This window comes from Candidatus Hydrogenedentota bacterium (genome assembly GCA_019695095.1).
In the GTDB taxonomy this organism is placed as follows: domain Bacteria; phylum Hydrogenedentota; class Hydrogenedentia; order Hydrogenedentales; family SLHB01; genus JAIBAQ01.
The window spans coordinates 1-23,204 of the sequence record JAIBAQ010000098.1 but is presented as its reverse complement, the minus strand read 5'-3'; the positions used below and the strand labels follow the sequence as shown (position 1 = coordinate 23,204).

Annotated in this window: 15 protein-coding genes; 8 read left to right on the top strand and 7 right to left on the bottom strand. The window is 57.9% G+C overall.

Annotation, left to right across the window (positions count from 1 at the left end):
- Positions 1-381 precede the first annotated feature (381 nt).
- The 5 genes from K1Y02_16095 (at position 382) to K1Y02_16075 (ending at position 9,316) form a co-directional block, all read left to right on the top strand.
- Positions 382-2,715, top strand: a complete 2,334-nt coding sequence (locus tag K1Y02_16095) for a hypothetical protein (protein MBX7257884.1) — start codon at positions 382-384, stop codon at positions 2,713-2,715.
- A 135-nt stretch (positions 2,716-2,850) separates the two neighbouring features.
- Complete coding sequence (locus K1Y02_16090) at positions 2,851-3,729, top strand: diacylglycerol kinase family lipid kinase (GenBank protein MBX7257883.1); 879 nt, start codon at positions 2,851-2,853, stop codon at positions 3,727-3,729.
- Between the two features lie 135 nt (positions 3,730-3,864).
- Positions 3,865-5,154 (top strand): DUF2961 domain-containing protein, encoded by a 1,290-nt coding sequence (locus K1Y02_16085; GenBank protein ID MBX7257882.1) that lies wholly within the window; start codon positions 3,865-3,867, stop codon positions 5,152-5,154.
- A 524-nt stretch (positions 5,155-5,678) separates the two neighbouring features.
- A complete protein-coding gene (locus K1Y02_16080) occupies positions 5,679-7,277 on the top strand; it encodes an alginate export family protein (GenBank protein MBX7257881.1) in 1,599 nt (532 codons plus the stop codon).
- A gap of 440 nt (positions 7,278-7,717) precedes the next feature.
- On the top strand, positions 7,718-9,316 hold the full coding sequence (locus tag K1Y02_16075) for an alginate export family protein (GenBank protein MBX7257880.1): 1,599 nt from the start codon (positions 7,718-7,720) through the stop codon (positions 9,314-9,316).
- 186 nt (positions 9,317-9,502) lie between these two features.
- Here the strand turns inward: K1Y02_16075 and K1Y02_16070 are convergent, their stop codons facing one another.
- Complete coding sequence (locus tag K1Y02_16070; protein ID MBX7257879.1) at positions 9,503-9,730, bottom strand: PLD nuclease N-terminal domain-containing protein; 228 nt, start codon at positions 9,728-9,730, stop codon at positions 9,503-9,505.
- Positions 9,731-10,021: 291 nt separating this feature from the next.
- Here K1Y02_16070 and K1Y02_16065 point away from each other — a divergent pair, with 291 nt between their 5' ends.
- The 3 genes from K1Y02_16065 to K1Y02_16055 all read left to right on the top strand — a co-directional run bounded on the left by K1Y02_16065 (position 10,022) and on the right by K1Y02_16055 (position 14,231).
- The gene (locus K1Y02_16065; protein MBX7257878.1) at positions 10,022-11,494 is read left to right on the top strand and encodes a DUF2961 domain-containing protein; all 1,473 of its coding nucleotides are present in this window, start codon (positions 10,022-10,024) and stop codon (positions 11,492-11,494) included.
- 1,089 nt (positions 11,495-12,583) lie between these two features.
- Positions 12,584-12,979 (top strand): GxxExxY protein, encoded by a 396-nt coding sequence (locus K1Y02_16060; GenBank protein MBX7257877.1) that lies wholly within the window; start codon positions 12,584-12,586, stop codon positions 12,977-12,979.
- Positions 12,980-13,094: 115 nt separating this feature from the next.
- Positions 13,095-14,231: an MBL fold metallo-hydrolase gene (locus K1Y02_16055; GenBank protein ID MBX7257876.1), complete on the top strand. Its 1,137-nt coding sequence runs from the start codon at positions 13,095-13,097 to the stop codon at positions 14,229-14,231.
- A 122-nt stretch (positions 14,232-14,353) separates the two neighbouring features.
- Here the strand turns inward: K1Y02_16055 and K1Y02_16050 are convergent, their stop codons facing one another.
- From K1Y02_16050 to K1Y02_16025, 6 genes are all read right to left on the bottom strand, one after another.
- Positions 14,354-16,609, bottom strand: a complete 2,256-nt coding sequence (locus K1Y02_16050; GenBank protein ID MBX7257875.1) for an NADP-dependent malic enzyme — start codon at positions 16,607-16,609, stop codon at positions 14,354-14,356.
- Positions 16,610-16,790: 181 nt separating this feature from the next.
- Positions 16,791-17,399, bottom strand: coding sequence for a fasciclin domain-containing protein (locus K1Y02_16045; GenBank protein ID MBX7257874.1), 609 nt, complete (start codon positions 17,397-17,399; stop codon positions 16,791-16,793).
- Between the two features lie 589 nt (positions 17,400-17,988).
- Positions 17,989-18,183, bottom strand: coding sequence for a hypothetical protein (locus K1Y02_16040; protein MBX7257873.1), 195 nt, complete (start codon positions 18,181-18,183; stop codon positions 17,989-17,991).
- A 139-nt stretch (positions 18,184-18,322) separates the two neighbouring features.
- A complete protein-coding gene (locus K1Y02_16035) occupies positions 18,323-18,979 on the bottom strand; it encodes a glycine zipper 2TM domain-containing protein (GenBank protein ID MBX7257872.1) in 657 nt (218 codons plus the stop codon).
- A 98-nt stretch (positions 18,980-19,077) separates the two neighbouring features.
- Positions 19,078-20,808: a serine/threonine protein kinase gene (locus tag K1Y02_16030; protein MBX7257871.1), complete on the bottom strand. Its 1,731-nt coding sequence runs from the start codon at positions 20,806-20,808 to the stop codon at positions 19,078-19,080.
- A 36-nt stretch (positions 20,809-20,844) separates the two neighbouring features.
- The coding region (locus tag K1Y02_16025; protein MBX7257870.1) for an ATP-binding cassette domain-containing protein at positions 20,845-23,204 on the bottom strand (2,360 nt) is incomplete at its 5' end.

The window sequence follows — 23,204 nt, the reverse complement described above, 5'->3', positions numbered from 1 at the left end:
CATGAATTCCTTCCGCCTCCTTAAGGCGGAAACTACCCGTTTCTACCAAAATCCCAAAACCCTTCGAGTAGATTTCCTTCATGAGGCAACGATTCCATTTCGAGTAGATGTATGATGAGTCAAGTCGAACGGTTGACACACCCAAGTGGACCGTCTAGAATTCGAAGCCTGTGGCGCATTCGGCGACTTTTGCCGACGAACAATGGGGTGGATTTGCCTGGGGCGCAGCCAGGCTATCGCGGAGATGTGGTGCATTGATTGAGCCCTTTCTCCAAGCGTCGTGGCGGAGCGTTGACAACGATTCAGCGAATGTATTTGTATGCCTGAGAGCAATGAGGGTGAGATTGCCGCATGAGTTCCGCTGCCGGAGAACTTGGAGGCATGAAACGGTTTAATTTCGGCACGTTCTTGGTGGATGACGCCAACCGGCGCGCGTTCGAGGTGTGCCGGGATATCGCCGAATTGAACCCAATCAAGCCGCAGCCTGTGCTTCTCTTGGGGGATGAGGGGTGCGGGAAGACGCATCTGCTCTACTCGATCGTGAATCGGGTGCGCGCCGGTTCTTCCAAGACCGGTCTGGCGTATGTGACCGCCTATGACTTCCCCGATCAGGTGCGAGCGCTTATCGACGACCCCTCGCCCGTAGAACGCGCGCAGAATGCCATTTTGCTTGTTGACCAGTTAGAAGCCGTGCGCGAGTGGATCGATGAGCTGGAAGGCGTCATACGAATATTTCTCGATAATCGTCACACGGTCGTTATTGCGTCGAGCGTTCACCACGGCCGTCTTCACAATCTTCCGAAATCGTTTAAGGATCTTCTCGACTCCGGCTCGGTGGTGCAAATCATTCCCCGTACTTCGGAGTCGCAACTCGACCTGATCCGGCGTCAAGTGCGCACGGAGAGCGATTCCCTGCTGGCCATCAAGCAGCAGGAAGTCGACCAGTTGCGCGCCATTCTTCAGCGAACAGGGCGTTCAAACGAAATTCCCGAGTCGTTTGAAGAGAGCAATATCCGTTTCGAGGCAGAGCGCGCGGCAAAAGAAGAGCTGGCGCGCAAACTGGCCGACACGGAGCAGGATGTCGCGTCGCTTAAGGAAGAAGCCGAGGAACAGGCCAACCAGATCGAAGAACTGCGCGGACTGCTCGATGCGGCCCGCCGGGAAGCGGTCCGCGCCCGCGAAGATGGCGCGAGCGAGCTCGAAGCCACCCGGACACGCATGGCACTGGAGCTGGAGGCCATCAATGCGGCTCACCGGCAAGAGCTGCAATCGGCTTTGCGGGAAGCCAAAGAAGCCATCGAAACAGCGCATGAATTGCAGCGTCAGTTGGAAGAGTCCCGCACGGATGCGAAGAGTCATTGGCAAGTCGCGCGAGACCTGCAACAGCAATTGGGTTCCATCCAGGACGAATCCCATGAGCAGTCCGAGAAGGTCACGCACCTGAACGTTCAGCTTGCGGAGGCGCGCAAGGAGGCCGAGTCCTCCGTTGCCGAAATCCGGCGTTTGTCCACGTTGCTCGAAGACGCAAACAAGGAGCTGGCGGGCTTTCGCGAAGAGCGTGCCACGCTGGCGGACGAATTTGCCGCGTTGCGCGCGCAATGGGAAGTGGCCAACCGGGAACGCGATGAGGCTGTGCGCGAACGCGATCAACTGGTCGGGCGGGCGACAACGCTGTTGCAGCAGGTCGAAGAACGGCGCATACAAATCGCGCAGGCTGAGCAGGAACATCATCGACGCATCGGCGAGATGGAGAAGTTGATCGAACAGATGACGACTTCCGCCATCGACCCGGTAGAAATGGAGCGCCTCGAAACGGAGTTGTCTGAAACAAAATCCGCGTTGGAGACGGCGCTCAAGTCGCGAGACTCCGCCGTCGCCGAGTTGGAGCAGTTGCGCGCCGAATCCGGCGGAATCCGGCAGGAGCTTGAAACGGCGCGCGCGGAACTTGAGGCGCGACAGAATGAGCTGAACGAGAGCGCGGAAGAGGTCGAGCGCGTTCGTGCAGAAGTGGAGAGGCTGCGCGGAGAGGCCGATCAGACTCACGCCGAGTTTGTTCGCTTTCGCGAAGAGGCAGCCAACGAACGCGCACTGTTGGATGAAGACAAGCAGCGGCTGGCCGCGCGATTGCAGGATGTCGAAAGCGAGCGTGATGATTTGCGCGCGCGGTTGCAGGTGAAAGAGCGCCATTACGACGAATGCGAAACCGAGCGCGATACGTTGCGCGTGAAGCTGCAAAGCAAAGAGCGTGAGTGCGATGAACGTGAGCGTGAGCTTGAATCGCTGCGTCAGGAAGCGGCCGCGCAAGTTGCCGCTGCGAATGCGCAGGCAGGCGAGGTCGAAGGACGCATGGTGCGGCTGCAAAACGTCTACGACGCGCTTTGCAGGCAGCATCATAAGGTCGCCGATCAGTTGGCCGCCGCGGCAGATGTCCTCACGCGCCTGGGGTCGCAGCTTCAGACGCAAGATACCGAGCCTGTCGAAGACCGTCAATTGGAATTGACGCCTGCCTTTTTCGAAAACCTGGCGAACGCGGTGCCGCTTGTAAACGGCCCCAGCTCACACTCGTACGTGAAACTGGACGCCGAAACCGGTGTTGTGGAAGCCTCCGTGAGCCAGGATTCACCGCTTGAAAACATAATGTCGCCGTCCAGCGCGCCGATGGGTTCGCTCGACGACTACGAGATGTACGAAGGCGAAGGGGATCACTCCATTTAATGGCGCGCCTGTGCCGCATGGACTGTGCAGCGCAACCTTGGTTTTGGCTTTGTTCTGAGAACTACAGGTTTCTTTTCGACAACTCTCCTTCAGAGCTTGACCTTCCAAAATCCGGCGGCAAGGCGCGGCACCGTTATGCATGTTCGCATCATTGCTAACCCCATTTCCGGCGGAGGGCGCGGTCCAGGCGCCGCGGCAGCGCTATCTGCCGCGCTAGAAGCGCGCGGCATTTCGAGCGAGACGCGCATTACGCGGCAAGCGGGAGACGCCGGCGTGTGGGCCCGGGAACCGGGCGCGGACTGCGTGGTGAGCGTCGGAGGCGACGGGACTCTGAACGAGGTGGCGAATGCCCTCATTGGAAGAGGAGTGCCAATCGCAACCTTGCCGCTAGGTACGGCGAACGTGGTTGCGCGTGAATTGCGCACTCCCACCGACCCTGTCTTGTTGTCGGAGTTGATCGCCTCATCATCCATTCGAGTGATAGACGTAGGCCGGGCAGGCGAGCGGCTGTTCTTGTTAGGCACTGGAGCCGGCTTGGATGCCGCAATTGTTGAAGTCGTTCATGGGAACCGCGGCGCAAAGCTGAGCTTCCTGAGTTACGTGTGGCCCGCCGTGAAGACGATTCTCACGTACCGGTATCCGCGCATTACCGTCGAAGTGGACGGCGAAACCGTTTCTAGCGATGCGCACTACGTCATCGTCGGCAATTGCAGTTGGTCCGCGGGCGTGTTCCAGGCGACGCCGAAGGCCTTACCCGATGATGGGCTGCTCGACGTCTGCATCATCCCGAAGCTAAGCATCGCGAAAATTCTCTGGCTGTTGATTCTAGTTCAGTTGCCTGGACTTGCCGATAGAAAGGCGATCATATATCGGCAAGGGAAGACCGTGAGTCTGCGTTCGACCATGGGTGAGCGAATCCCCTTACAGATCGATGGCGATCCTGCGGGCGAACTGCCGGGAACATTCACGGTTGAAGAGAAGACCCTACACGTCATCGCGCCGCGCGTGGGGTAGTGCCTCCGGGGTCTGCGCATTACTATTGCGGCTGCGCCTGCATCGAAGTTGCGTCCTTTCCGTGCGTTTGTGAAAATGCCCGCGCACGGACGAAGGGGAGGATCGCAACCACGGTCATACGGAAGGACTCCTCTTATGCTACACCCGTCTTCCCACCTTGAGCGTATCTCCGCAGCACGTTCACGTCGGGTCTCCAGTTGGGACCGCACCGGCGCCAACGACGACTGCATTCGCATTGAGCCGGGAGAAACCCGCGTGCTCGCGGATATTGCCGGACCCGGACGCATCACGCACCTCTACATGACGATGATTCAGCCGCATCCCCTGGACTTTCGCGAAGCGATTCTACGTATGTTTTGGGACGGTGAAGAGCATCCGAGCGTGGAAGTTCCGGTCGGGGACTTTTTCTGTATCTCTAACTGTACGGTGCGGAGGTTTTCGTCGGCGCTCATGGCGATTCACCCCGGGTCGGGTTCAACGGATCACGGGTTGAACTGCTATTTCCCGATGCCGTTCGCTACACGAGCCCGAATCGAGTTGGTGAATCAAAGCCAACGCGTGTTCGGAGGAGGGTTCGGCCGGCTCTGGTATCACATCGACTACGAAGAATTGGACTCCCCGCCGCCCGACGACGCAGGCCGGTTTCACGCGCAGTGGCGGCGCGAATGCCTCACGAAAGTCCATGATGCGCCGTTGCTGCCCAAGCGGGCCTCGTATCCGCGTGTCAATGCATCCGGGGGGGACAACTACGTCATTCTCGAGGCCGAAGGCCAGGGGCATATTGCCGGGCTGCACCTTCAGGTGGACAACGTCGCTGGGGGGTGGTACGGCGAAGGCGACGATATGGTCTTCATTGACGGGGAACCGTGGCCGCCGTCGATTCACGGAACGGGAACAGAGGAGGTCTTCGGGGGCGGGGCGTGTCCGAGTCACGAGTATGCGGGACTCTACACCGGCTTTCATCTCGTGGAAAACCTGGGCGGCGAGACGTTTAAGGGCAAGAATGCCATGTTTCGTTGGTACCTGCATGACCCGATCCGGTTCAAGAAGTCGGTGCGAATGACGATTGAACACGGACACGCAAACGACTTTGAGAACGACTACGCGAGCGTAGCCTATTGGTATCAGCGAGAGCCGCATGCCGCGTTTCCCGCTATGCCGCCCCTGGAACTGCGGAGACCGCTGTTTCCAGAGACCTACTACCGTGCATGCGATGATTTTGCGCGGTTGGCGAGTATGCAGGTGAAATATCAGGATGGGTTTGTGTTTGAGAGCGCGCCGGTGCCGGAATGGCATAACCCGTTGCGTGAGCCCATCGCGAAGGCCCACGAACTGCTGTGCGGAAACGAGTACGTGCAGGCTCAAGAGCAACTAGCAAGATTGGTGGCGACAGTGCAGGAGTATGGAGAGGAATTCCAATTCTGAGCCCGGAGAATGGCGAGCATGCAGGAAGGGTAGAATAGTTGTCCGGTTCCAATTTGACTCAATAGCTGTAAGTTATTGTTTATAAATAAGTTAAGTATAGTTCGGCAAGAAATCGATTTGAGGTGGGTGTGCACGGGCAAGAAGTCTTCTGGGCTCTGCGCTGCTACTTTTTGCGTGTTTAGGAGCCGACTTTAGGATTGCCCAGGCAAATCTTGATGTACTATTGACTGCGGTAGGCGTTTCTGATAAACTCACCGGGTCTGGTGTACGTGGAGTGGGGGAGCGACTCCCCTCAAGAGAATAGTATCTGTTTCTGTATCTTGCGCAACCGCTATATCCATCGAAAGCGATCTGATTCTAAAGGCGAAAGGAGGGATGCTGTAGGCTGAGGGAGCCCCTTTGGGATCGCAGGAAAAGATGTGAACATAGATGTGTGAAAGAACCTCAGCGTTACGTAGGTAATTCTGCGTAGCTGGATGTGAGGCGGCATACGCCTCAAAGATATAGGAAGGAGATCTAAATCAATGAGAAAGTCATTGATGATTGTTCTCGCAGCAGCTTTGCTGGTTGCGGTTCTGCCTGCAGCGGCGGAGTTGCAGAATGTTCAGGTGGGCGGCTCGATTCAGATTCGCGCCAACTACTACAGCAACTTGGTTCCGAACAGCGACACCGTCGGTCCGGGCGCTCTTGGCGCTACCCAGATCATCTGGCCGGCGTTCTTCCTGCCCCGCCGCGCGATCGGCTCCGGCGCCTTCAATGGCAACGGCGTCCTCAGCGCGTTTTCGTGGGACGAGGAGAGCAATGACCTTCAGTTCGTCGAACAGCGCACCCGGCTCAATGTGAAAGCCGACTTCACGAATGAAGTCTCGGCCTTCATCGAGCTGGACAGCTACGACATCTGGGGCGAAGATTTCCGCTCGGATTACATCACGGGCGGCGATTTCCGCGCCGTGAGCAACGATGACGTCGAGATCTACCAGGCGTACATCGAAGCGAACGAAATGTTCGGTCTGCCGATTCGCATGCGGGTTGGCCGTCAGGAACTCAGCTTCGGCAGCGAATGGCTGATTGGCGTGAATGACGCCCGCAGCCAGTTCCGCGGTCTCAGCTTCGACGGTCTTCGCCTGACCTATGCCACCGACATCCTCAGCGTCGACGCGTTTGCGACGATCCTGGCCGAAGGCGGCGTGGGCGAGCAAGACGGCGACGTAAACTTCTACGGCGTGTATGCCAGCTACAAGGGTCTTGAGAACATCTCTATCGACGCTTACTGGCTGTGGCTGCGCGATGCTCGCAGCTTGAACGACACGGCAAACAACGCGATCCTGGAGTTCTGGGAAGACGTCTTCAATCTGGATGACTACGACGTCACCAATCTCCACACTGTTGGCCTCCGCGGAGCCGGCACCGTTGGCGCGTTGGATTTCGAAGCCGAGGTTGCCTACCAGTTTGGCGATGCTGACCAAGTCGGGTTCCTGTTCAAGCCGTTCCAGTATGGCGATGATGACGCTGATTTCGAAGCGTGGGGCGCAAACCTTGAAGTCGGTTACACGTTTGACTTCACCTGGACGCCTCGTGTGTTCCTCGGCGGCGCCTACTTTGATGGCGAAGACAACCGCGACCTTTCGTTCGGCGAATGGATGAACCCCTACTATGCGTTCAATCCGAAGTCGAGCGTGAGCTTCAACCGCCTGTTCTCGAATTGGGAGTACAGCGAGTTCTTCGACAATAGCGACCTTTCCAATGCGTGGATCGCGCGCGGTGGCGTGAGCGTGAAGCCGACGGAATCGGTCGAAGTGTTGTTGGCCGTTTCGTACTTCGAGACGCTTGAAGAGTTCGATCAGCCGGCGTACTTCACGTTCGGCAACTTCAAGGTACCCCTGGCTCCGGCGCTTTCCTTCTGGACGCAGGAATCCGATCAGTACCTTGGCACCGAAGTCGGTCTGTATGTCACCTATGACTACAGCGAAGACCTGCAGTTCAAAGCCGGTTGGGCGCACCTGTTCACGGGTGACGGCCTGAGCGACGGTAACTTCTCGTCCGGTAACGGCCTGCTGTTCAATGGCGGCACCGACGACAAAGACTCCGACTACGTGTTTGTCGAAACGAAGCTCTGCTTCTAATCGATTACGAGTCTAGGAAAGCCCCCGCGGGTTCGCCTGCGGGGGCTTTTTTTGCTCACCTTGCCCGAATTAGATGTTCATGGCTTTGTTAAGGCTCTATATTTCAATAACTTATAACGAAATTGAGCGAACCTGAACAGTCTGCGGTAATCGCTTGACAAACACTTCTAGCCCTGCTAAACTCATCCCGTTTCATGGGGTGCCTATTCGGGCAAATAGTCTCTCCCACTTGTTAGGACTTTTCCATCAGGAGTGGTCTGACTACGAAGGAGGAAAGGAGGGATGAGTTCAGTCTAGCGGTGACATACCTTCGAGACCGCGGCAATTGATGTTAAGCAAATAGATGTGTCTGATGAACTCAGCGTTACGTGGGTGTTTCCACGTAGCTGGATGGGAAGCGGCCAAACCCGCTTCATAGATATAGGAAGGAGACTAAGTCAATGCGTAAGTCATTGATGATTGTTCTCGCAGCTGCTTTGCTGATATCGGTTCTTCCGGCATCGGCCGAGTTGCAGAATGTTCAGGTTGGCGGTGAGATTCGCATCCGCGCGACCTATTACTCGAATTACGTTCCGAATTCCGACGTGGTTGCCCCGGGCGCGCTTGGCGCGACTCAGGTCATCTGGCCGTCGTTTTTCCTGCCCCGCCGCGCGATCGGCTCCGGCGCCTTCAATGGCAACGGCATCCTCAGCACGTTTTCGTGGGACGAGGAGAGCAATGACCTTCAGTTCGTCGAACAGCGCACCCGGCTCAATGTGAAAGCCGACTTCACGAATGAAGTCTCGGCCTTCATCGAGCTGGACAGCTACGACATCTGGGGCGAAGATTTCCGCTCGGATTACATCACGGGCGGCGATTTCCGCGCCGTGAGCAACGATGACGTCGAGATCTACCAGGCGTACATCGAAGCGAACGAAATGTTCGGTCTGCCGATTCGCATGCGGGTTGGCCGTCAGGAACTCAGCTTCGGCAGCGAATGGCTGATTGGCGTGAATGACGCCCGCAGCCAGTTCCGCGGTCTCAGCTTCGACGGTCTTCGCCTGACCTATGCCACCGACATCCTCAGCGTCGACGCGTTTGCGACGATCCTGGCCGAAGGCGGCGTGGGCGAGCAAGACGGCGACGTAAACTTCTACGGCGTGTATGCCAGCTACAAGGGTCTTGAGAACATCTCTATCGACGCTTACTGGCTGTGGCTGCGCGATGCTCGCAGCTTGAACGACACGGCAAACAACGCGATCCTGGAGTTCTGGGAAGACGTCTTCAATCTGGATGACTACGACGTCACCAATCTTCACACTGTTGGCCTCCGCGGAGCCGGCACCATTGGCGCGTTGGATTTCGAAGCCGAAGTTGCCTACCAGTTTGGCGATGCTGACCAGCAAGGGTTCTTGTTCAAGCCGTTCCAGTACGGCGATGATGGCGCAGAGTTCGAAGCGTGGGGCGCGAACCTTGAAGTCGGTTACACGTTTGACTTCATGTGGACGCCTCGTGTGTACCTTGGCGGCGCCTATTTCGATGGCGAAGACAACCGCGACCTTTCGTTCGGCGAGTGGATGAACCCTTACTATGCGTTCAACCCGAAGTCGAGCGTGAGCTTCAACCGCTTGTTCTCGAACTGGGAATACAGCGAGTTCATCGAAAACACCGACCTGTCCAATGCTTGGATCGCGCGCGGTGGTGTGAGCGTGAAGCCGACGGAATCGGTCGAAGTATTGTTGGCCGTTTCGTACTTCGAGACGCTTGAAGAGTTCGATCAGCCGGCATACTTCACGGTCGGCAACTTCAAGGTACCCCTGGCTCCGGCGCTTTCCTTCTGGACGCAGGAATCCGATCAGTACCTTGGCACCGAAGTTGGTTTGTATGTCACGTATGACTACAGCGAAGACCTGCAGTTCTCGGCCGGCTGGGCGCACCTGTTCACGGGTGACGGTCTGACCGACGGCAACTTCTCGGCGGGTAACGGCCTTGCCTTCAACGGCGGCACCGACGACAACGATTCCGACTACGTGTTTGTCGAAACGAAGCTCTGCTTCTAATCGATTACGAGTCTAAGAAAGCCCCCGCGGGTTCGCCCGCGGGGGCTTTTCTGTATTCAGCGTGATATGCGGATTGCTGGCCCGAGGCGGTGGCGAAAATCTAGCGCACTGCACTCCGGGAATGCCACGCACACTAGGAGATGAACGACCCTCGCATCCGTATCGGACAGTCGGTCTTGATCGTTCTTACCGTCCGTAGCGTTCCCGCCGCACAGGTCTTCTCACGATGAAATATATCAAGGCCCCAATCCAATGGGTCAGCGCGATCACGATAATCCAAACAATCTTGTCGTTTCCGGAGGATGGCTCGTTCATCGCGCAGTCGATTAGCATCCAAATCCAGAGAACAGTTCCACCAATTCCCATGGCGAATAGACACAGCCAGACCACCAAAAAGACTACCCCTCCGATCATATTCACCTCTCCCAAGTTCAAGCGCCTATGGCGCCGTTCCATTCCCCTAACCAGACTCTACGTTAGCATTACGTACCCGATATCTGATACAACGTTCTGCGCGACGGCACGGGCGGGGGCTCATTCTGGGCAACGCATCTATCTTCAATGCGGGGAGGAACCGCCATGCGCCGTGTAACTTACCTTGGTTATTCCAGTCTCCTTCTTCTCCTTGGTGCATTATCAACAGGATGCCAGACTGTCACTCCCGCAGTCGCGGTTCCGCCGCCTGCAACGCCCTTGACCGATGCAATGATGGTGCGGGACGCGTCATCCCACCGTGCCTCCAGTTACGACCATACCGGAGGCAATGTCGACTGGGTCATCGTGAAACCCGGCGAAACGAAGTCCTTTGCGGAAATCGCCGGAGCCGGCTGCATTAAGCACTTCTACTGGACCTACATCATCGAGAAAGAGGAAACCCGGAAGCACCTCTTCCGGGACCTGATACTGCGCATGTATTGGGATGGCGAAACGGCGGCCAGCGTTGAGTCCCCGATCGGTGACTTCTTCGGGATCTCGAACGCCACGCCGCGTCCAATCAAGTCACTGGGGCTTGTGGTCAACCCGGGAGCCGACTCGAACGACCTCAGTTGGGGACTGAACAGCTACTTCCCGATGCCGTTTGCCAAAGGCGCGCGCATCGAAGTTACGAACGAGGGACCGGTGGACCTTGGGATTTGGTATCACATCGACTATGAGACGTATCCAACGCCACCTGCCTGGATGAACACGGCTGGGCGCTTTCACGCGCAATTCCGTCACGAGCGCACGAAGGCCTACGCGGCTCCAAAGGGCGCAAACTCGGATGGGAAGGAGAACTACACAATTCTGGAGGCAACGGGCCGGGGAAGCCTCGCGGGTTACGTTCTGGGGGTAGACAACATCTCGGGCGGATGGTGGGGCGAAGGGGATGACATGGTCTTCATCGATGGAGAGACATGGCCGCCTTCGTTTCACGGCACCGGCTCCGAGGAAATCTTCGGCGGGGGTGCCTGTCCCAACGTCGAATACTCCGGTCCTTACACGGGGTTCCATCTCGTGGAAAACCGGGAAGGGGACAAGTGGTTTGGCAAGAACGCGATGTATCGCCTGTTCGTGAACGACCCCATTCGTTTCGACAAATCGATACGCGTCACGATTGAACATGGGCACGCCGACGACCAGGGAAATGACTACTCCAGCGTTGCCTTCTGGTATCAGAACGAGCCGCATGCGACATTCGCGCCATTACCGGCGAAGGACGAGCGCGCGCCATATGTGTACGGGACGGACCCGTGTATCGAAGGCGCGATTGAAGCCGAGAGACTGCTCAAGACGGCGGAGCATTCGAAGGACCCCGCTCAGGGAATTCGGTTCCCCGGCACCTGGAGCAACGCACGCTTTCTATTCTTCATTGCGAATGCACCAGACGATTTCATCACGCTGCGCGTGCCGGTCGAAAGCGACGGAGAGTACGACATCTCGCTATATCTTGCCAAGGCCAGCGATTTTGGGGTTTTCCAACTCAAGGTAGATGGCAAAGATGTAGGCGCGCCATTCGATGCCTACAACGGCGCGGGAGGTGAATCGCCCACGCACGTGGTACGAGCAGAGAACGTGCCCTTTGGAAGTCTGAAACTACCGGCGGGCGAACACACGTTCGAATTCCGGGTTGTCGGGAAGAACGACCGCGCGACAAATTACTACATGGGCATCGACTGCATTCTACTGAAGAGAAAATAGCCAACCAAGAAACACAAAATCGAACCACTGGCTTGCCAAATCCCGAGGCGGATTTCGCAAGCCTTAGAATCATCCTTCAAATACTGGCCACAATGTGGAGATCCATGCGAAACGGCTCAATGCCTCTCCGATGAACCCGCACTGAGAGTCGAGTCTATCGATTCAAGGACGTTCTCTCATATATTCGTGTCATTGGTGTGATTCGTGGCAGGTAGGATGGCAGTGTCCAACCACGAAACACACGAATCACACGAATGACACGATGACAGGAGACAGGAGACAGGAGAGGCTTTCCGTGCCGTTCCCGACCTCGGCACGATCGGAAAAGTTCGGAATTGAAGCGGTCAAATCCTTAACTCCACGAAGGAATTCTCTCGCCTCGAAACACTATTCGTGATGTTGGAATACATGTTTTGTTTCCTATTTATTCGTGTGATTGGTGTGATTCGTGGTGGGTAGGATGGAAGTGTCCAACCACGAAACACACGAATCACACGAATAAAACGATGACAGGAGACAGAAAGGTTTTCCGTGCCGTTCCCGACCTCGGCACGATCGGTAGAACTCAGAATTGAAGCGATGAATCCTTAACTCCACGAAAGAATTCGCTCGCCTCGAAACACTATTCGTGATGCTGGAATCCGGTTTCTTTTCCCTTTTTATTCGTGTGATTGGTGTAATTCGTGGTAGGTAGGATGGCAGTGTCCAACCACGAAACACACGAATGACACGAAAAACAAACAAGACAAAAGGCAGAGCAATTTCCCGTGCCGTTCCCGACCTCGGCACGATCGGGAAAGTTCGGAATTGAAGCGGTCAAAACCTTAACTCCACGAAGGAATTCGCTCGCCTCGAAACACTATTCGTGATGTTGGAATCCGGTTTCTTTTCCCTTTTTATTCGTGTGATTGGCGTGATTCGTGGTAACACGATATCGAAATTTCAACCCCTTGGGGGTAGTGGTTTGATAATCCTGTAATACTAGTCCATACTCCTGCTATGCGCAATTTTCGCGATTAGCTACTTCGGATCGCACCTTTCTGATTCTCGTGCGGTTGGTGGGATTCGTGGTAATCAGGGAGATCGAAGATGACTCAACGTTTCGCCGAAAGGGAGATCATCTACAAGGAGGAAAGCTACGCCATTATGGGTGCATGCTTTGAGGTGTACAACACCAAAGGGTGCGGCTTTCTCGAGTCGGTGTACCAAGAGTGTCTTGCGATAGAACTGGAGAGTCGCGCGATTCCGTTTGTGCTTCAGCCCGCGATCGAACTGGAGTACAAAGGGCGGAGGCTCGTGCAGACATTCAGGCCGGATTTCATCTGCTTCGGGCAAATCATTCTGGAACTTAAGGCCCTATCGCAATTGTGCGATGAGAACCGCGCCCAGGTGCACAATTACCTCCACGCGACGCAATACCGGCTTGGCCTACTCGTGAACTTTGGTCACTACCCTCAGTTGGAATACGAGCGTATTGCGCATTAGGGAGTCGAGGTCAGCGTTGTGGATGCGCTACTTCATTACAGACGTCGTGTGATTCGTGGTTTGACAATAGGAGCGGCGGTTTACAGAATGCCTGCATCTATTGGGAGAGACTGCCATGACACGTCTATTCTTGTCGTCCGTTCTGGGGGTGATGTTTGCCGCAATCGCGTTCGGACAGGAGACGCCGAAACCCGTCGTTACGCCCACATTGCAGGCGGGTGACGACGCATTCATTTCGCGGCAACAGCAGGCGTTCCTCGATGAGGTAAGCAGAACCCTTGAGGCTTGTCCGCCGGCATATCCCGAGCCGCGCGAGCGCACGCTGGCCTTGCGCTTGATCGATGCGGTCTTGCACGACACGCATTCCCCAAACCGCGAACCGGTGCAGCAGTTCTTTCACGCGCGCATTTCGCAAGCCGCGGACCAGATAGAAAACACGCGCGTAACGGAGGGGCTGCGCATTTGGAAAATCTACAACCATGGATTCGTTGTGCGCACACCCTCCATCACCGTGGCGTTCGATTTGCATCGCGGCGCGGCCAAGTTCCGTTGGGACAAGCCGGATGGAACGCGTGAGCGCGTTGATTCGCCGAATTTCCCGTTCTCCGTTGAATTGGCGGAACGAATCGTGAAGCAATGCGATGTGCTTTTCATCAGTCACGAGCACGGCGACCATGCAGACCCGGCAGTCGTCGAATTGTTCATCAAACAGGGTAAACCCGTAGTCGCGCCGGACGGAGTATTAAAGTCCACACCGCTCCATGAAAGCATCACGCATCTGAAGCGAGATGCGCACACAATCCAGAAACTGCCAATCCAAAATGGCGCGCGCGAACTTGAAGTCGTCGTGTATCCCGGTCAGCAGTATCAAAGCGGCGGTGTCGAGAACAATGTCACGCTCGTGATATCGCCGGAAGGCTATTCCTTTGCGCACAACGGCGATCAGATCAACGATCCCTATCCCGAATACCAAAAGGACTTCGAGTGGATCGATGCGGTGAAGGAACATCACCGGGTTGACGTATTGATCACGAATTGCTGGACCAACGACCTGCTACGCATGGTGCGAGGATTCAACCCGCAACTCGTGATACCGGGTCACGAGAACGAGCTTGGACATCAGATGAACGATCGAGTTCCGTATTGGATGGACGAATCGTATCTTGGACTCAACTTCAGTCAAGTGAAAGCCGAGTATCCCACAATTCCGCTGGCGTGGGGCGAATCGTACGCCTTCGTGCCGAAGCGTTAAGCGAGAAACACAGGGTTTCGCAAAGAACTTAAGCGGTCTATGGGACCCATGGGTCCCATGAGCCTGCGAGAGCATCAAGACCGGGCGCGCGCAAACAAGTTCCGTTTATGGCTGTGCGACCGTTACGCATCGCTGCCTTGCGCCTCGACTGCTGAAATCGCGGCCATGTTTATGGCATCGATTTCATTGAACCCGCCGTATTGCAGAATCTGAACCGGCTTTCTCATACCCAGCAATACCGGCGCGATGACTTCTGCATTCCCAAGCCGTTGAACGAGTTTGTAGGCCGCGTTGGCCGAGGACAAACTCGGGAAGATCAACACATTCGCGCCATTCTTAAGGCGGCTGAACGGAAACTTCTCCTCAAGAATGCTCGGCGTTACCGCCGTATCCGCCTGCATCTCGCCGTCCACCATTAGGCTGGGGTCGCGTCCACGCACCAATTCTGCCGCAATACGCATCTTCTCCGACTCATCATAGCGCGCGCCGCCAAAATTGCTGAACGAGATCATTGCGATCCTCGGTTCGACGTCGAAGCGGCGCGCTTCCTTCGCGCACAAAATGGCGATGTCCGCCAGTTCATCCGCGGTCGGCATCACGTTCATCGTGACATCGGCAAAGAAGTACAACCGTTCCTTCGTCGCGATGATGCTCATCGCCGCCACGCGCTTCACGCCAGGCCTCGGCCCGATCACTTCCAACGCGGGACGCACGGTGTCCGCATAGCTGCTGGTCAAACCGGACACCAAACCGTCGGCCTCGCCCAGATGGACCATCATCGCTCCGAAGTAATTCCGCATAAGCATGAGTTCGTGCGCCCGCTGCATCGTAACGCCCTTGCGCTGACGCATCGCATAGAACTCTTGTTCGTAATGGTCGTGTCGGTCTGTCTCCTTCGGATCGATGATGTCCACACCCTGAAGATTCAGACCCAGTTCCGCGCAAAGGCTCGAAATGCGTGTCTTAGACCCCAACAAAATCGGATGCGCAATTCCTTCGTCGAGAATGGCCTCGCACGCCTTCAAGATAGGAGGATGATCGCCCTCGGGGAACACAATGCGCTTGGGCTGCTTGCGTGCTTTGTTAATCACGACGCGCATCACCTTGCGGGCCAGTCCCAGTCTTGCCTCCAGTCGTTCACGGTATTCATCGATATCGATGACCTGACCGGCAACGCCGCTCAACATCGCGGCTTCAGCCACCGCCGCGGCTTCCCACAGGAGCACGCGCGGATCGAAAGGCTTCGGGATGATGTAGTTGCGCCCAAACTGCAGACGGTCTACCCGATACGCCTTCATCACTTGGTACGGCACGGGTTCCTTCGCAAGCTCCGCCAACGCGCGCGCGGCGGCGATCTTCATTTCGTCGTTGATGGCGCGCGCCCGCACGTCCAGCGCTCCACGGAAAATGAAGGGGAACCCAAGCACATTGTTGATTTGATTCGGATAGTCGCTGCGGCCCGTCGCCATGATCAAGTCGCTGCGCGCTTCCGTGGCCTCCTCATACGTGATCTCCGGGTCGGGGTTGGCCATCGCGAACAGAATCGGATCCTCCGCCATAGACCGCACCATGTCCTGTGTAACCTGGTTCGCCTTCGAGAGACCGGCGAACACGTCCGCGCCACGGAACGCATCCTCTAACGTGCGCGCGTCCGTATCCGACGCAAACGCTTCCTTGTACGGATTCATGCCGCTGGTACGTCCCTTGTAGACGACACCCTGGCTGTCACAAAGGATGATGTTCTCGCGCCGCACGCCGAGCATGATGTAGAAGTTGGCGCACGCGATCCCCGCGGCTCCCGCGCCGCAGAACACGACCTTCACGTCCTGAATACGCTTGCCCACAATCTCAAGCGCGTTGAGTAAACCAGCCCCAGAGATAATTGCCGTGCCGTGTTGGTCATCGTGAAAGACGGGGATGCCCATCTCGGCTTTGAGTCGTTCCTCGATGTAAAAGCATTCGGGGGCTTTGATGTCTTCGAGATTGATGCCGCCGAACGTAGGCTCCATGAGTTTGACGGCGCGGATGATCTCGTCGGGATCGTGCGAGTTCAGTTCGATATCGAACACGTCAATATCGGCGAAACGTTTGAAGAGGACGCCTTTGCCTTCCATGACGGGTTTGCCCGCGAGCGCGCCGATATCGCCCAAGCCGAGCACGGCGGTGCCGTTCGACACCACCGCGACGAGATTGCCTTTCGAGGTATAACGATAGGCATCGTCCGGGTTCTCCTGAATCGCGAGGCAGGGTTTTGCCACACCGGGCGTGTAGGCGAGCGAAAGGTCGCGCTGAGTCTGACAAGGCTTGGTCGATACGACTTCGATTTTTCCGGCGCGTCCCCGGCTGTGATACTCGAGTGCGTCATCTCGCAACATCATGGCTGCCCCTCTCCTCGTCACCCCCATCCGTCCGTCACCAAAGACGCCAGGCAACTGCATTGTACTGCGTCGATAGAGGGGAAGGGAACAACTGGATTGGGCAAAAGAAAAGGCCCGAGGGTTGTCCCTCGGGCCGTATTCATCGTAGCGCTCTGCATTCCAGAGCGCGTTTTCGCGAGATTTACTTGGTCGCCACTTTCACGGCTTCCTCGGGTGCCGGCGCGGCAGCCGTCTTCTCTTCGGGCATGAGTACCGAGTCGAGGGCGTAGATCATGCCGTTGCTGGCCACTTCCGTGCGGACCACTTTCGCGTTACCAATGCTAACCGTGCCGCTTTGGCTGCACGTGCTGACGGGCAGTTCCTTTCCATCGCCCACTTTCGTCGACGTCAGCTTCTTGAGGTCTTCCGCCTTCACCACGCCCGGCACGATGTGGCGGGCCAGAATGGCGCGCAGCTTCTCTTTGTCCTCAAGCAAGGCCGTCAACTGTTCCGCGGGGATCTTCTTGAAAGCGTCGTTCGTGGGGGCAAACACCGTCTTCGGCTCTGTGCACGAGAACGATTCCGTCACGCCGGCCTTCTCGGCGGCAAGCATGAGCGTCGAAAAGTCTTCATGCGATTTCGCTACCGAAAGGATGTCTTTGCCCTCGCAGCACGCGCCCTCCGCGGCCTTGGTCGCGCAAGCGCCTGCCGCTTTGCTTGCGCAAGCACCGGCTTCAGCCGTCTTGGCCGCCGAGCACGCCTCGCCGCTTGCAGACTTCGAGCACGCACCGGCTTCAGCCGTCTTCTTCATGGAGCAGGATTCGCCGCTCTTATTGACAGCGGGCGTAGCCGCACCCTGGGTCTTGCCTGACATCGGGCACGTACCGGCGTCCTTCGCAGCAGTGGCCTTACCCGCACAGCAGCCGCCTTCCTTGGAGGAGGCAGCCTGAGCGGTTTTCGCGGATTTCGAGCAAGTCGCGCCCTCCTTGGAAGAGCACGCCTCCGCGACTTTAGCACCCATCGCCTTGCGTTCCTTCATGGAACAAGAGCTGCCTTCTTTGGCCTTGGCAGCGCTCATTTTGCAGGTGTCGCCTCCTTGGCTCCCGAACGCGGACTTGATGGAGGCCCACCCATCTGGCGAGGCCGCGAGAAATGCGCCCGCCGCAATAACGGCTACAGCCAAGTAGCCTATAGGCTTAGCAATACGAATGATTGTCTGTTTCATGTCCGGATTCTCCTTGCGTAGACCGTAACGTCGTCACCAGGCGTTTCGGGGGCTGAACGCCCCACCTAGACAACATTCTCGACCCGGTCCCCATTCCTCAAAAAGTGATGAGAATAGGCACCTTCAACGTGTAGCAATTGATTCCTGCAACTGCGAAATTCATGTCAAAAAAAGACTAAAACCAAGGTGAAGCGATTCGGGCAAAGAGTATGCCGAATGCGTCCGCAAGGAGGTCGCCCGTGCTGGCGATGCCTCCGCCGAGCGCATCGAAGACTTCCTTGGCGATCCCAGCGCCAAACGAGAGCGCCGGGCTGAACCAAGCGATACCGAAGCTTGCCCAGAAGTGAAGGATTTTGTCGGGAGGAAACATGGCGCGACCGGCTCCTTACGTTATAGACAAGAATGAGTATGCGCGAGCGGGCGGGGCGGACACAAGGCAACCTGCAGTGTGTTAGAAAGCGAAGGGGTGAAGCGCCGGTACGCTTACCCCTTCGCGGCTTATCGACAGACTATTCGGCGTTGACGGCGACGATCATGAGTTTGCCGGGTTCGTCGCTCTTGGCGGTTTTAAAGTCGAATGCAACGGTCTGGCCGACGGTTTGGTCTTTGGCGCTGGCGCGCTGCGCAATCTTGTAGGTTCCACCGTTTGCATTGTTGGGCATCTTGAACTCAACGGTTGAGCGCCAAGTCCCGTCTTCGCGATGGAGCTTCTCGTCGGAGAGCTTTCCGATTTCCTTGTCGCCCTGGCTTAGAACGCGGGTTTCCTGCACGTCGACACCGCTGGTGCCTGCCCCGAGGACAGCGTAGTCAAGCGTAGCGACGACGGTTTCGCCGGGCTTGGCACTTGCAGGTTCGATAGTCGCGCCCTTGGGCACCATCTTGAACCCCTGCTCGGACTTGTAGTTGTTTTCGGCGGCAGTCTCTTCCGCAGTCCGCATGCGGCGCGCTTTCACCTTGCCGACGCCGTACCCAGCGAGCGCGCCGACGGCCGCTCCGATGGCGGCGCCTTCCCACGCATGACCGGATTGGTGTCCGATAATGGCGCCGGCGGTTCCACCAAGAACTGCGCCGAGGCCGGTGGATTGACCGGTGGTTTCACATCCAATGGCCGCCAGCGAAAAGGCGACGAGCGCGATGATGCTGTTGCGAGTAGATTTGCGGTGCATGGCCCTGAATCCTCCTCATTCGGAAGCGCGCCTAACGGCGGCTTCTCCGTAGATGTAACTCTTACATTATCTGACTCATTCCACAAACGTGGAACAGCTCAGTTGGAAATCTTCTCGCTATGAGTCTTGACTTGAATTCCCTCGAGAATATTCGGTTCTTCTTTCTTCTTTTCGGGTACCGGCGTCACGTTGTCCGGGGTTGCCGGAGTTACTTTGTCCGGGGTTATAGGTTCAGACTTGACCGTATCCGGTTTGGGTTTCGGTTTTGGCGGTTCCGGCGTGGCAGCAGCCGGGGGAGGAGAGGGAGCCGGCGTATTGGGCGTGGTTGAAGACGCGGCCAACGCTGCGGCGGCAGACCCATTCTGCTGAGACGAGGTGTCTGGCGCAGGGGCCGGCGCCGGAGGGGTGGCAACCGGTTCGGGGTCGGTTCCACGCTTCTCAAGGAAAGCGGCCATAGCCCCGCCGGACGCCTGGGTCCCGTCAGTTGACGGCGGCTCCGCCGTAATGATGGGTTGCGGCTCGGTGGGCGAAACAGGCTGCGGTTGCGGCGGCACGCTGGCCGTTGTTGTCGGATCTGCAGGCGCTGCAGGAACCGCTGCGTCTCCCGGCGCTGAGGCTGCGGTGGGAGTCTCGGGTGTCGTTGCCGTGGACGCGGTGGATGGGTCGGTGGACGGTTTGCCGCGTCCAAGCAGGAGAAACGCCCCAATGGCGATGAAAAGAACGGCGACGCCCGCCGTGGCAATAACCAGCACGGCGGTGCTGGACTTGCGGCGGGTCATACGCGTGCCGATCCCCGTGAGGACGGTCGCGCCTTTCTCGTAACCGGCGACAGGGCCGAATGCGGGGTCAACCGCGACGGTCTTGGCAGATTCCATCTGGGTCTTTTCGGCGGTGGCGCGGCGGTACACCACGGCATCGCTGGATACCGCATGCGAGGCCTGTTCGAGGGCCTCTCTCATGGCGCGCGCCGAATCGAATCGGTCGCGGGGATGCTTCGCAAGGGCGCGGCGCAACACGGTGGTCAATTCCGCAGGAACGGGGTGCGCACAGACACGGTCGAGGGAAACAGGCTCAACGTTGAGGTGGCTGTGGAAGACTTCCGTGATGGTGCCCGTGAATGGAGGCGCGCCGGACAGCAGTTGGTAGAGCATGACGCCAACGGCGTAGATATCGGTAGCCGGAGAGACGGGGCCGAACGTCTGCCGGTCAATCTGCTCCGGGGCCATATATGTGGGTGTGCCGGGCCCGCCGGATCCCTCTTTCGTGACGGCGGTGGCGAACGCTTCGCTGTCTTCCAGGCGCGCGATGCCGAAGTCCATAAGCTTAGCTACCGTTTCGCCGGAATCGCTCTTGGTCACCAGGATGTTGCTGGGTTTGATGTCGCGATGCACGATGTTCTGGGAATGGATTCGCGCCAGAGCATCGAGCACTTGGATGGTCACGTCGATGCCGTCTTTCCACGTGAGCGCGTGCGCATCCGTCTGCGCATCATCCATAAGGGCGTCGAGGGTCTTGCCTTCGACATACTCCATGACGAGGTAGATATGGTCGCCCTCGTCCAGGCGGTCGTAGAGCGTCACGATATGCGGATGCGAACCGATGCGGGCGTGGAGCAGGCATTCGCGCTCGATACGCTTGCGCACCTCCTCGTTCCGGCAGAGTTCGTCGCGGATGCTTTTGATGGCAACCAGGCGTCTAAGACGCGTGTCCTCAGCGAGGTGCACGGTCCCCATGCCGCCCTGGCCAAGACAGTGCCGCAGGGTGTAGCGTCCAAGGGCGGCCGGTCCGTTCGGAGCGGGGCCCGAATTCGGGTCAATTGAGGTAGTCATCTATAGGTTGCCGTTTCGTTGCCGGTGGTACACCGTTTACTTCACCGCGTCCTGGCGACGCAGAACCATTGCGCATAACAGTAACCATAATACCCCTTGGAGGGCCAAGACGCCTACATCCTTGAGATATACCTTGGTACCGTAAGCGAAGCCAATCGTTTCAGGAACGAAGGACTCAAGCCACGAGAGGGCCGTGCGCTCGGGGTGCCAATAGAAGGCAGTCATGAGCATCTCCAGGCCCCAGCGGGCCGGGCTGACGGCCGCGATGGCCTTCATCACGCCGGGCATGCCCTGATAGAAGTCGGGGGCGAGCCCCCCCGAGAGGACAAGTTGGGGCAACACCGCGACGATGGCGAGTATCACCGAAAACTGGCCGGGCGTCGGGTCGAGGGCGCTGAGGAAGAGTCCAAGCGCAACAGACGCCCACGCCATGGCGACCATGGCGAGGTAGGCCCCGACAAGGTCGAAATCCCGCAGGCCGGGTTTGAAGCGGCAGATGACGATAAAGACGAGGCACTGAATGGCCGTGGTGAGAAAGAGGAAGGGCAGCTTTGAGCCGAGGTAATCCGCGATCTTCTGATTCGCCATGCGTTCGCGCTGGTAAATGGCGCGCTCGGTGGAGAGTTCGAGGCACGAGAGCAGCGTCCCCATGAATATGGCGGTCATAACGAACATGAGCAGCACACTGAGCGGCGTCGGGAGATTCGGGATGCCTTCGTGTTTCAGCGCGAAGACGACGTCTTCGGCAGGGCGGGGATCTTCGAGTCCCTTGGGCGACAGCAGCCCCTTCATGGTATCCCCGAGGTCGTAAGGTCCGCCGTGGATCTGTTGCGCGATGGACTCCTTGATCTTTGCGAGTTCGGCATCGTCGGGCAGCGCCGGGGATCGCAGCGACAACGTGACCAGGGCGAGTACGAGCGGGACCGCGAGGTAGAAAGCAATTTGCTTCAATGACGCGGACTTGATGGCGACGTGTCGCCGCGTGAGCGTCAGCCAGTTGCGCGGCGAGAATGGCCGCCACGGCGCGCCGCTCTTGCTCTTGCGCAGGGGCTTCTCCAATAGCGTGCGGTGCTCGGACGCGTTGGGGCGCTGCGACGCGGTGGCCTGGGCCTTTCCGCCGGTTTCGCGGCTGACAGCGAGCATTTCCTGCGAAGTCGGCGCAAGTTCGTTGAGCACGTGCTTGCGATACAGATCCGACTCGGCGTACTTGCGCTGGTAATGCGCGGCAACGGCATTGGGCGAACGATCCTGCTTGGGGTCCGCACCCTCCTGCAACTCGCCCTCGAGGATATCAAAGATGCGCGTTGCGCTTTCCAGCGGTTTGCCGTTCGAGCCGAAGAAGGTGCGCGCTTCTTCGGGAGTGCCGAAGAACACGAGGCGTCCACGCGACATGATCACCACACGGTCGAGCAGATCGAGGTTGTAGAGGATGTGCGTCGTGATCAGGATCGTCGTGCCGCGCCTCGCGAGGCTGCGGAAATGGTGCATGAGCTTCTCTTCGGTACTCGGATCGAGGCCCGAGGTCGGCTCGTCGAGATAGAGCAAGCCGGGGCGCGTGATTAGTTCGCACCCGATAGACACGCGCTTGCGTTGGCCGCCGCTGAGGTCGCGGATTCGGCTGGCGCGGACGTGAGAGAGTCCAAGCGTCTCAATGGTGGCGTCAATAAGCTCGTTACGCTGATCGAGCGACAAGTCGCCGGGCAAACGCAGTTGCGCGACATAATGGAGGCTGGATTCGACCGTGAGGTCCGCGTGGACAATGTCGTCCTGAGGCACGTAGCCGATGGTGGTGCGAAACATGTCGAAGCATCGGTACAACGGGACGCCATTCAACAGCACACACCCGTAGGATGGCGGGTTGTAGCCGTTGATGGCTTTCAAGAGCGTCGATTTGCCAGCGCCGCTTGGCCCAAGGAGTCCGACAAACTCGCCGGGGCGTATCGCGAGGGACACGTCGTCGAGAATTCGGATGGTGCGCGCGCCGTCGCGGGAGCGATTCGGAACTTTGCGGGTCAGGGCGATGCATTCGAGGGCAATGTCTTCGCCGCAATCCCGCCGCGACACGCGGAGACCGCCATCCGAAAGAAGTTCAAAGTGAAAGACCGTGCCGCCGATGGTGACGGCGTCGGTAGGTTCGAGCAGCGTCCTGGTGACGCGGCGTCCGTTCACCCAGGTGCCGTTGAGGCTGCCTTTGTCGGTGAGTTGGAGGCGGTTGCCGTTTTGAGGGGTGAGGACGGCGTGAAGGGCCGAGGCGCTGGATTCGAAGGGAAGCGGAATGTCGTTGCCTTCCCAGCGGCCAAGGTTCCAGGCAGACTTGCGCGGAATGTTGAGCGCAATCGAGCGGCCCTTGCTGGTCTGCAAATGAAAGCTGAAGTGCTTCGCCTGCGCGTTGCCAA

Coding starts and splice junctions, on each gene's coding strand:
- K1Y02_16075 (MBX7257880.1), top strand. CDS start 7,718: ATGCGTAAGTCATTGATGATTGTTCTCGCAGCTGCTTTGCTGATATCG.
- K1Y02_16050 (MBX7257875.1), bottom strand. CDS start 16,609: ATGATGTTGCGAGATGACGCACTCGAGTATCACAGCCGGGGACGCGCC.
- K1Y02_16040 (MBX7257873.1), bottom strand. CDS start 18,183: ATGTTTCCTCCCGACAAAATCCTTCACTTCTGGGCAAGCTTCGGTATC.
- K1Y02_16045 (MBX7257874.1), bottom strand. CDS start 17,399: ATGAAGAAGACGGCTGAAGCCGGTGCGTGCTCGAAGTCTGCAAGCGGC.
- K1Y02_16055 (MBX7257876.1), top strand. CDS start 13,095: ATGACACGTCTATTCTTGTCGTCCGTTCTGGGGGTGATGTTTGCCGCA.
- K1Y02_16090 (MBX7257883.1), top strand. CDS start 2,851: ATGCATGTTCGCATCATTGCTAACCCCATTTCCGGCGGAGGGCGCGGT.
- K1Y02_16060 (MBX7257877.1), top strand. CDS start 12,584: ATGACTCAACGTTTCGCCGAAAGGGAGATCATCTACAAGGAGGAAAGC.
- K1Y02_16095 (MBX7257884.1), top strand. CDS start 382: ATGAAACGGTTTAATTTCGGCACGTTCTTGGTGGATGACGCCAACCGG.
- K1Y02_16035 (MBX7257872.1), bottom strand. CDS start 18,979: ATGCACCGCAAATCTACTCGCAACAGCATCATCGCGCTCGTCGCCTTT.
- K1Y02_16070 (MBX7257879.1), bottom strand. CDS start 9,730: ATGATCGGAGGGGTAGTCTTTTTGGTGGTCTGGCTGTGTCTATTCGCC.
- K1Y02_16085 (MBX7257882.1), top strand. CDS start 3,865: ATGCTACACCCGTCTTCCCACCTTGAGCGTATCTCCGCAGCACGTTCA.
- K1Y02_16065 (MBX7257878.1), top strand. CDS start 10,022: ATGATGGTGCGGGACGCGTCATCCCACCGTGCCTCCAGTTACGACCAT.
- K1Y02_16030 (MBX7257871.1), bottom strand. CDS start 20,808: ATGACTACCTCAATTGACCCGAATTCGGGCCCCGCTCCGAACGGACCG.
- K1Y02_16080 (MBX7257881.1), top strand. CDS start 5,679: ATGAGAAAGTCATTGATGATTGTTCTCGCAGCAGCTTTGCTGGTTGCG.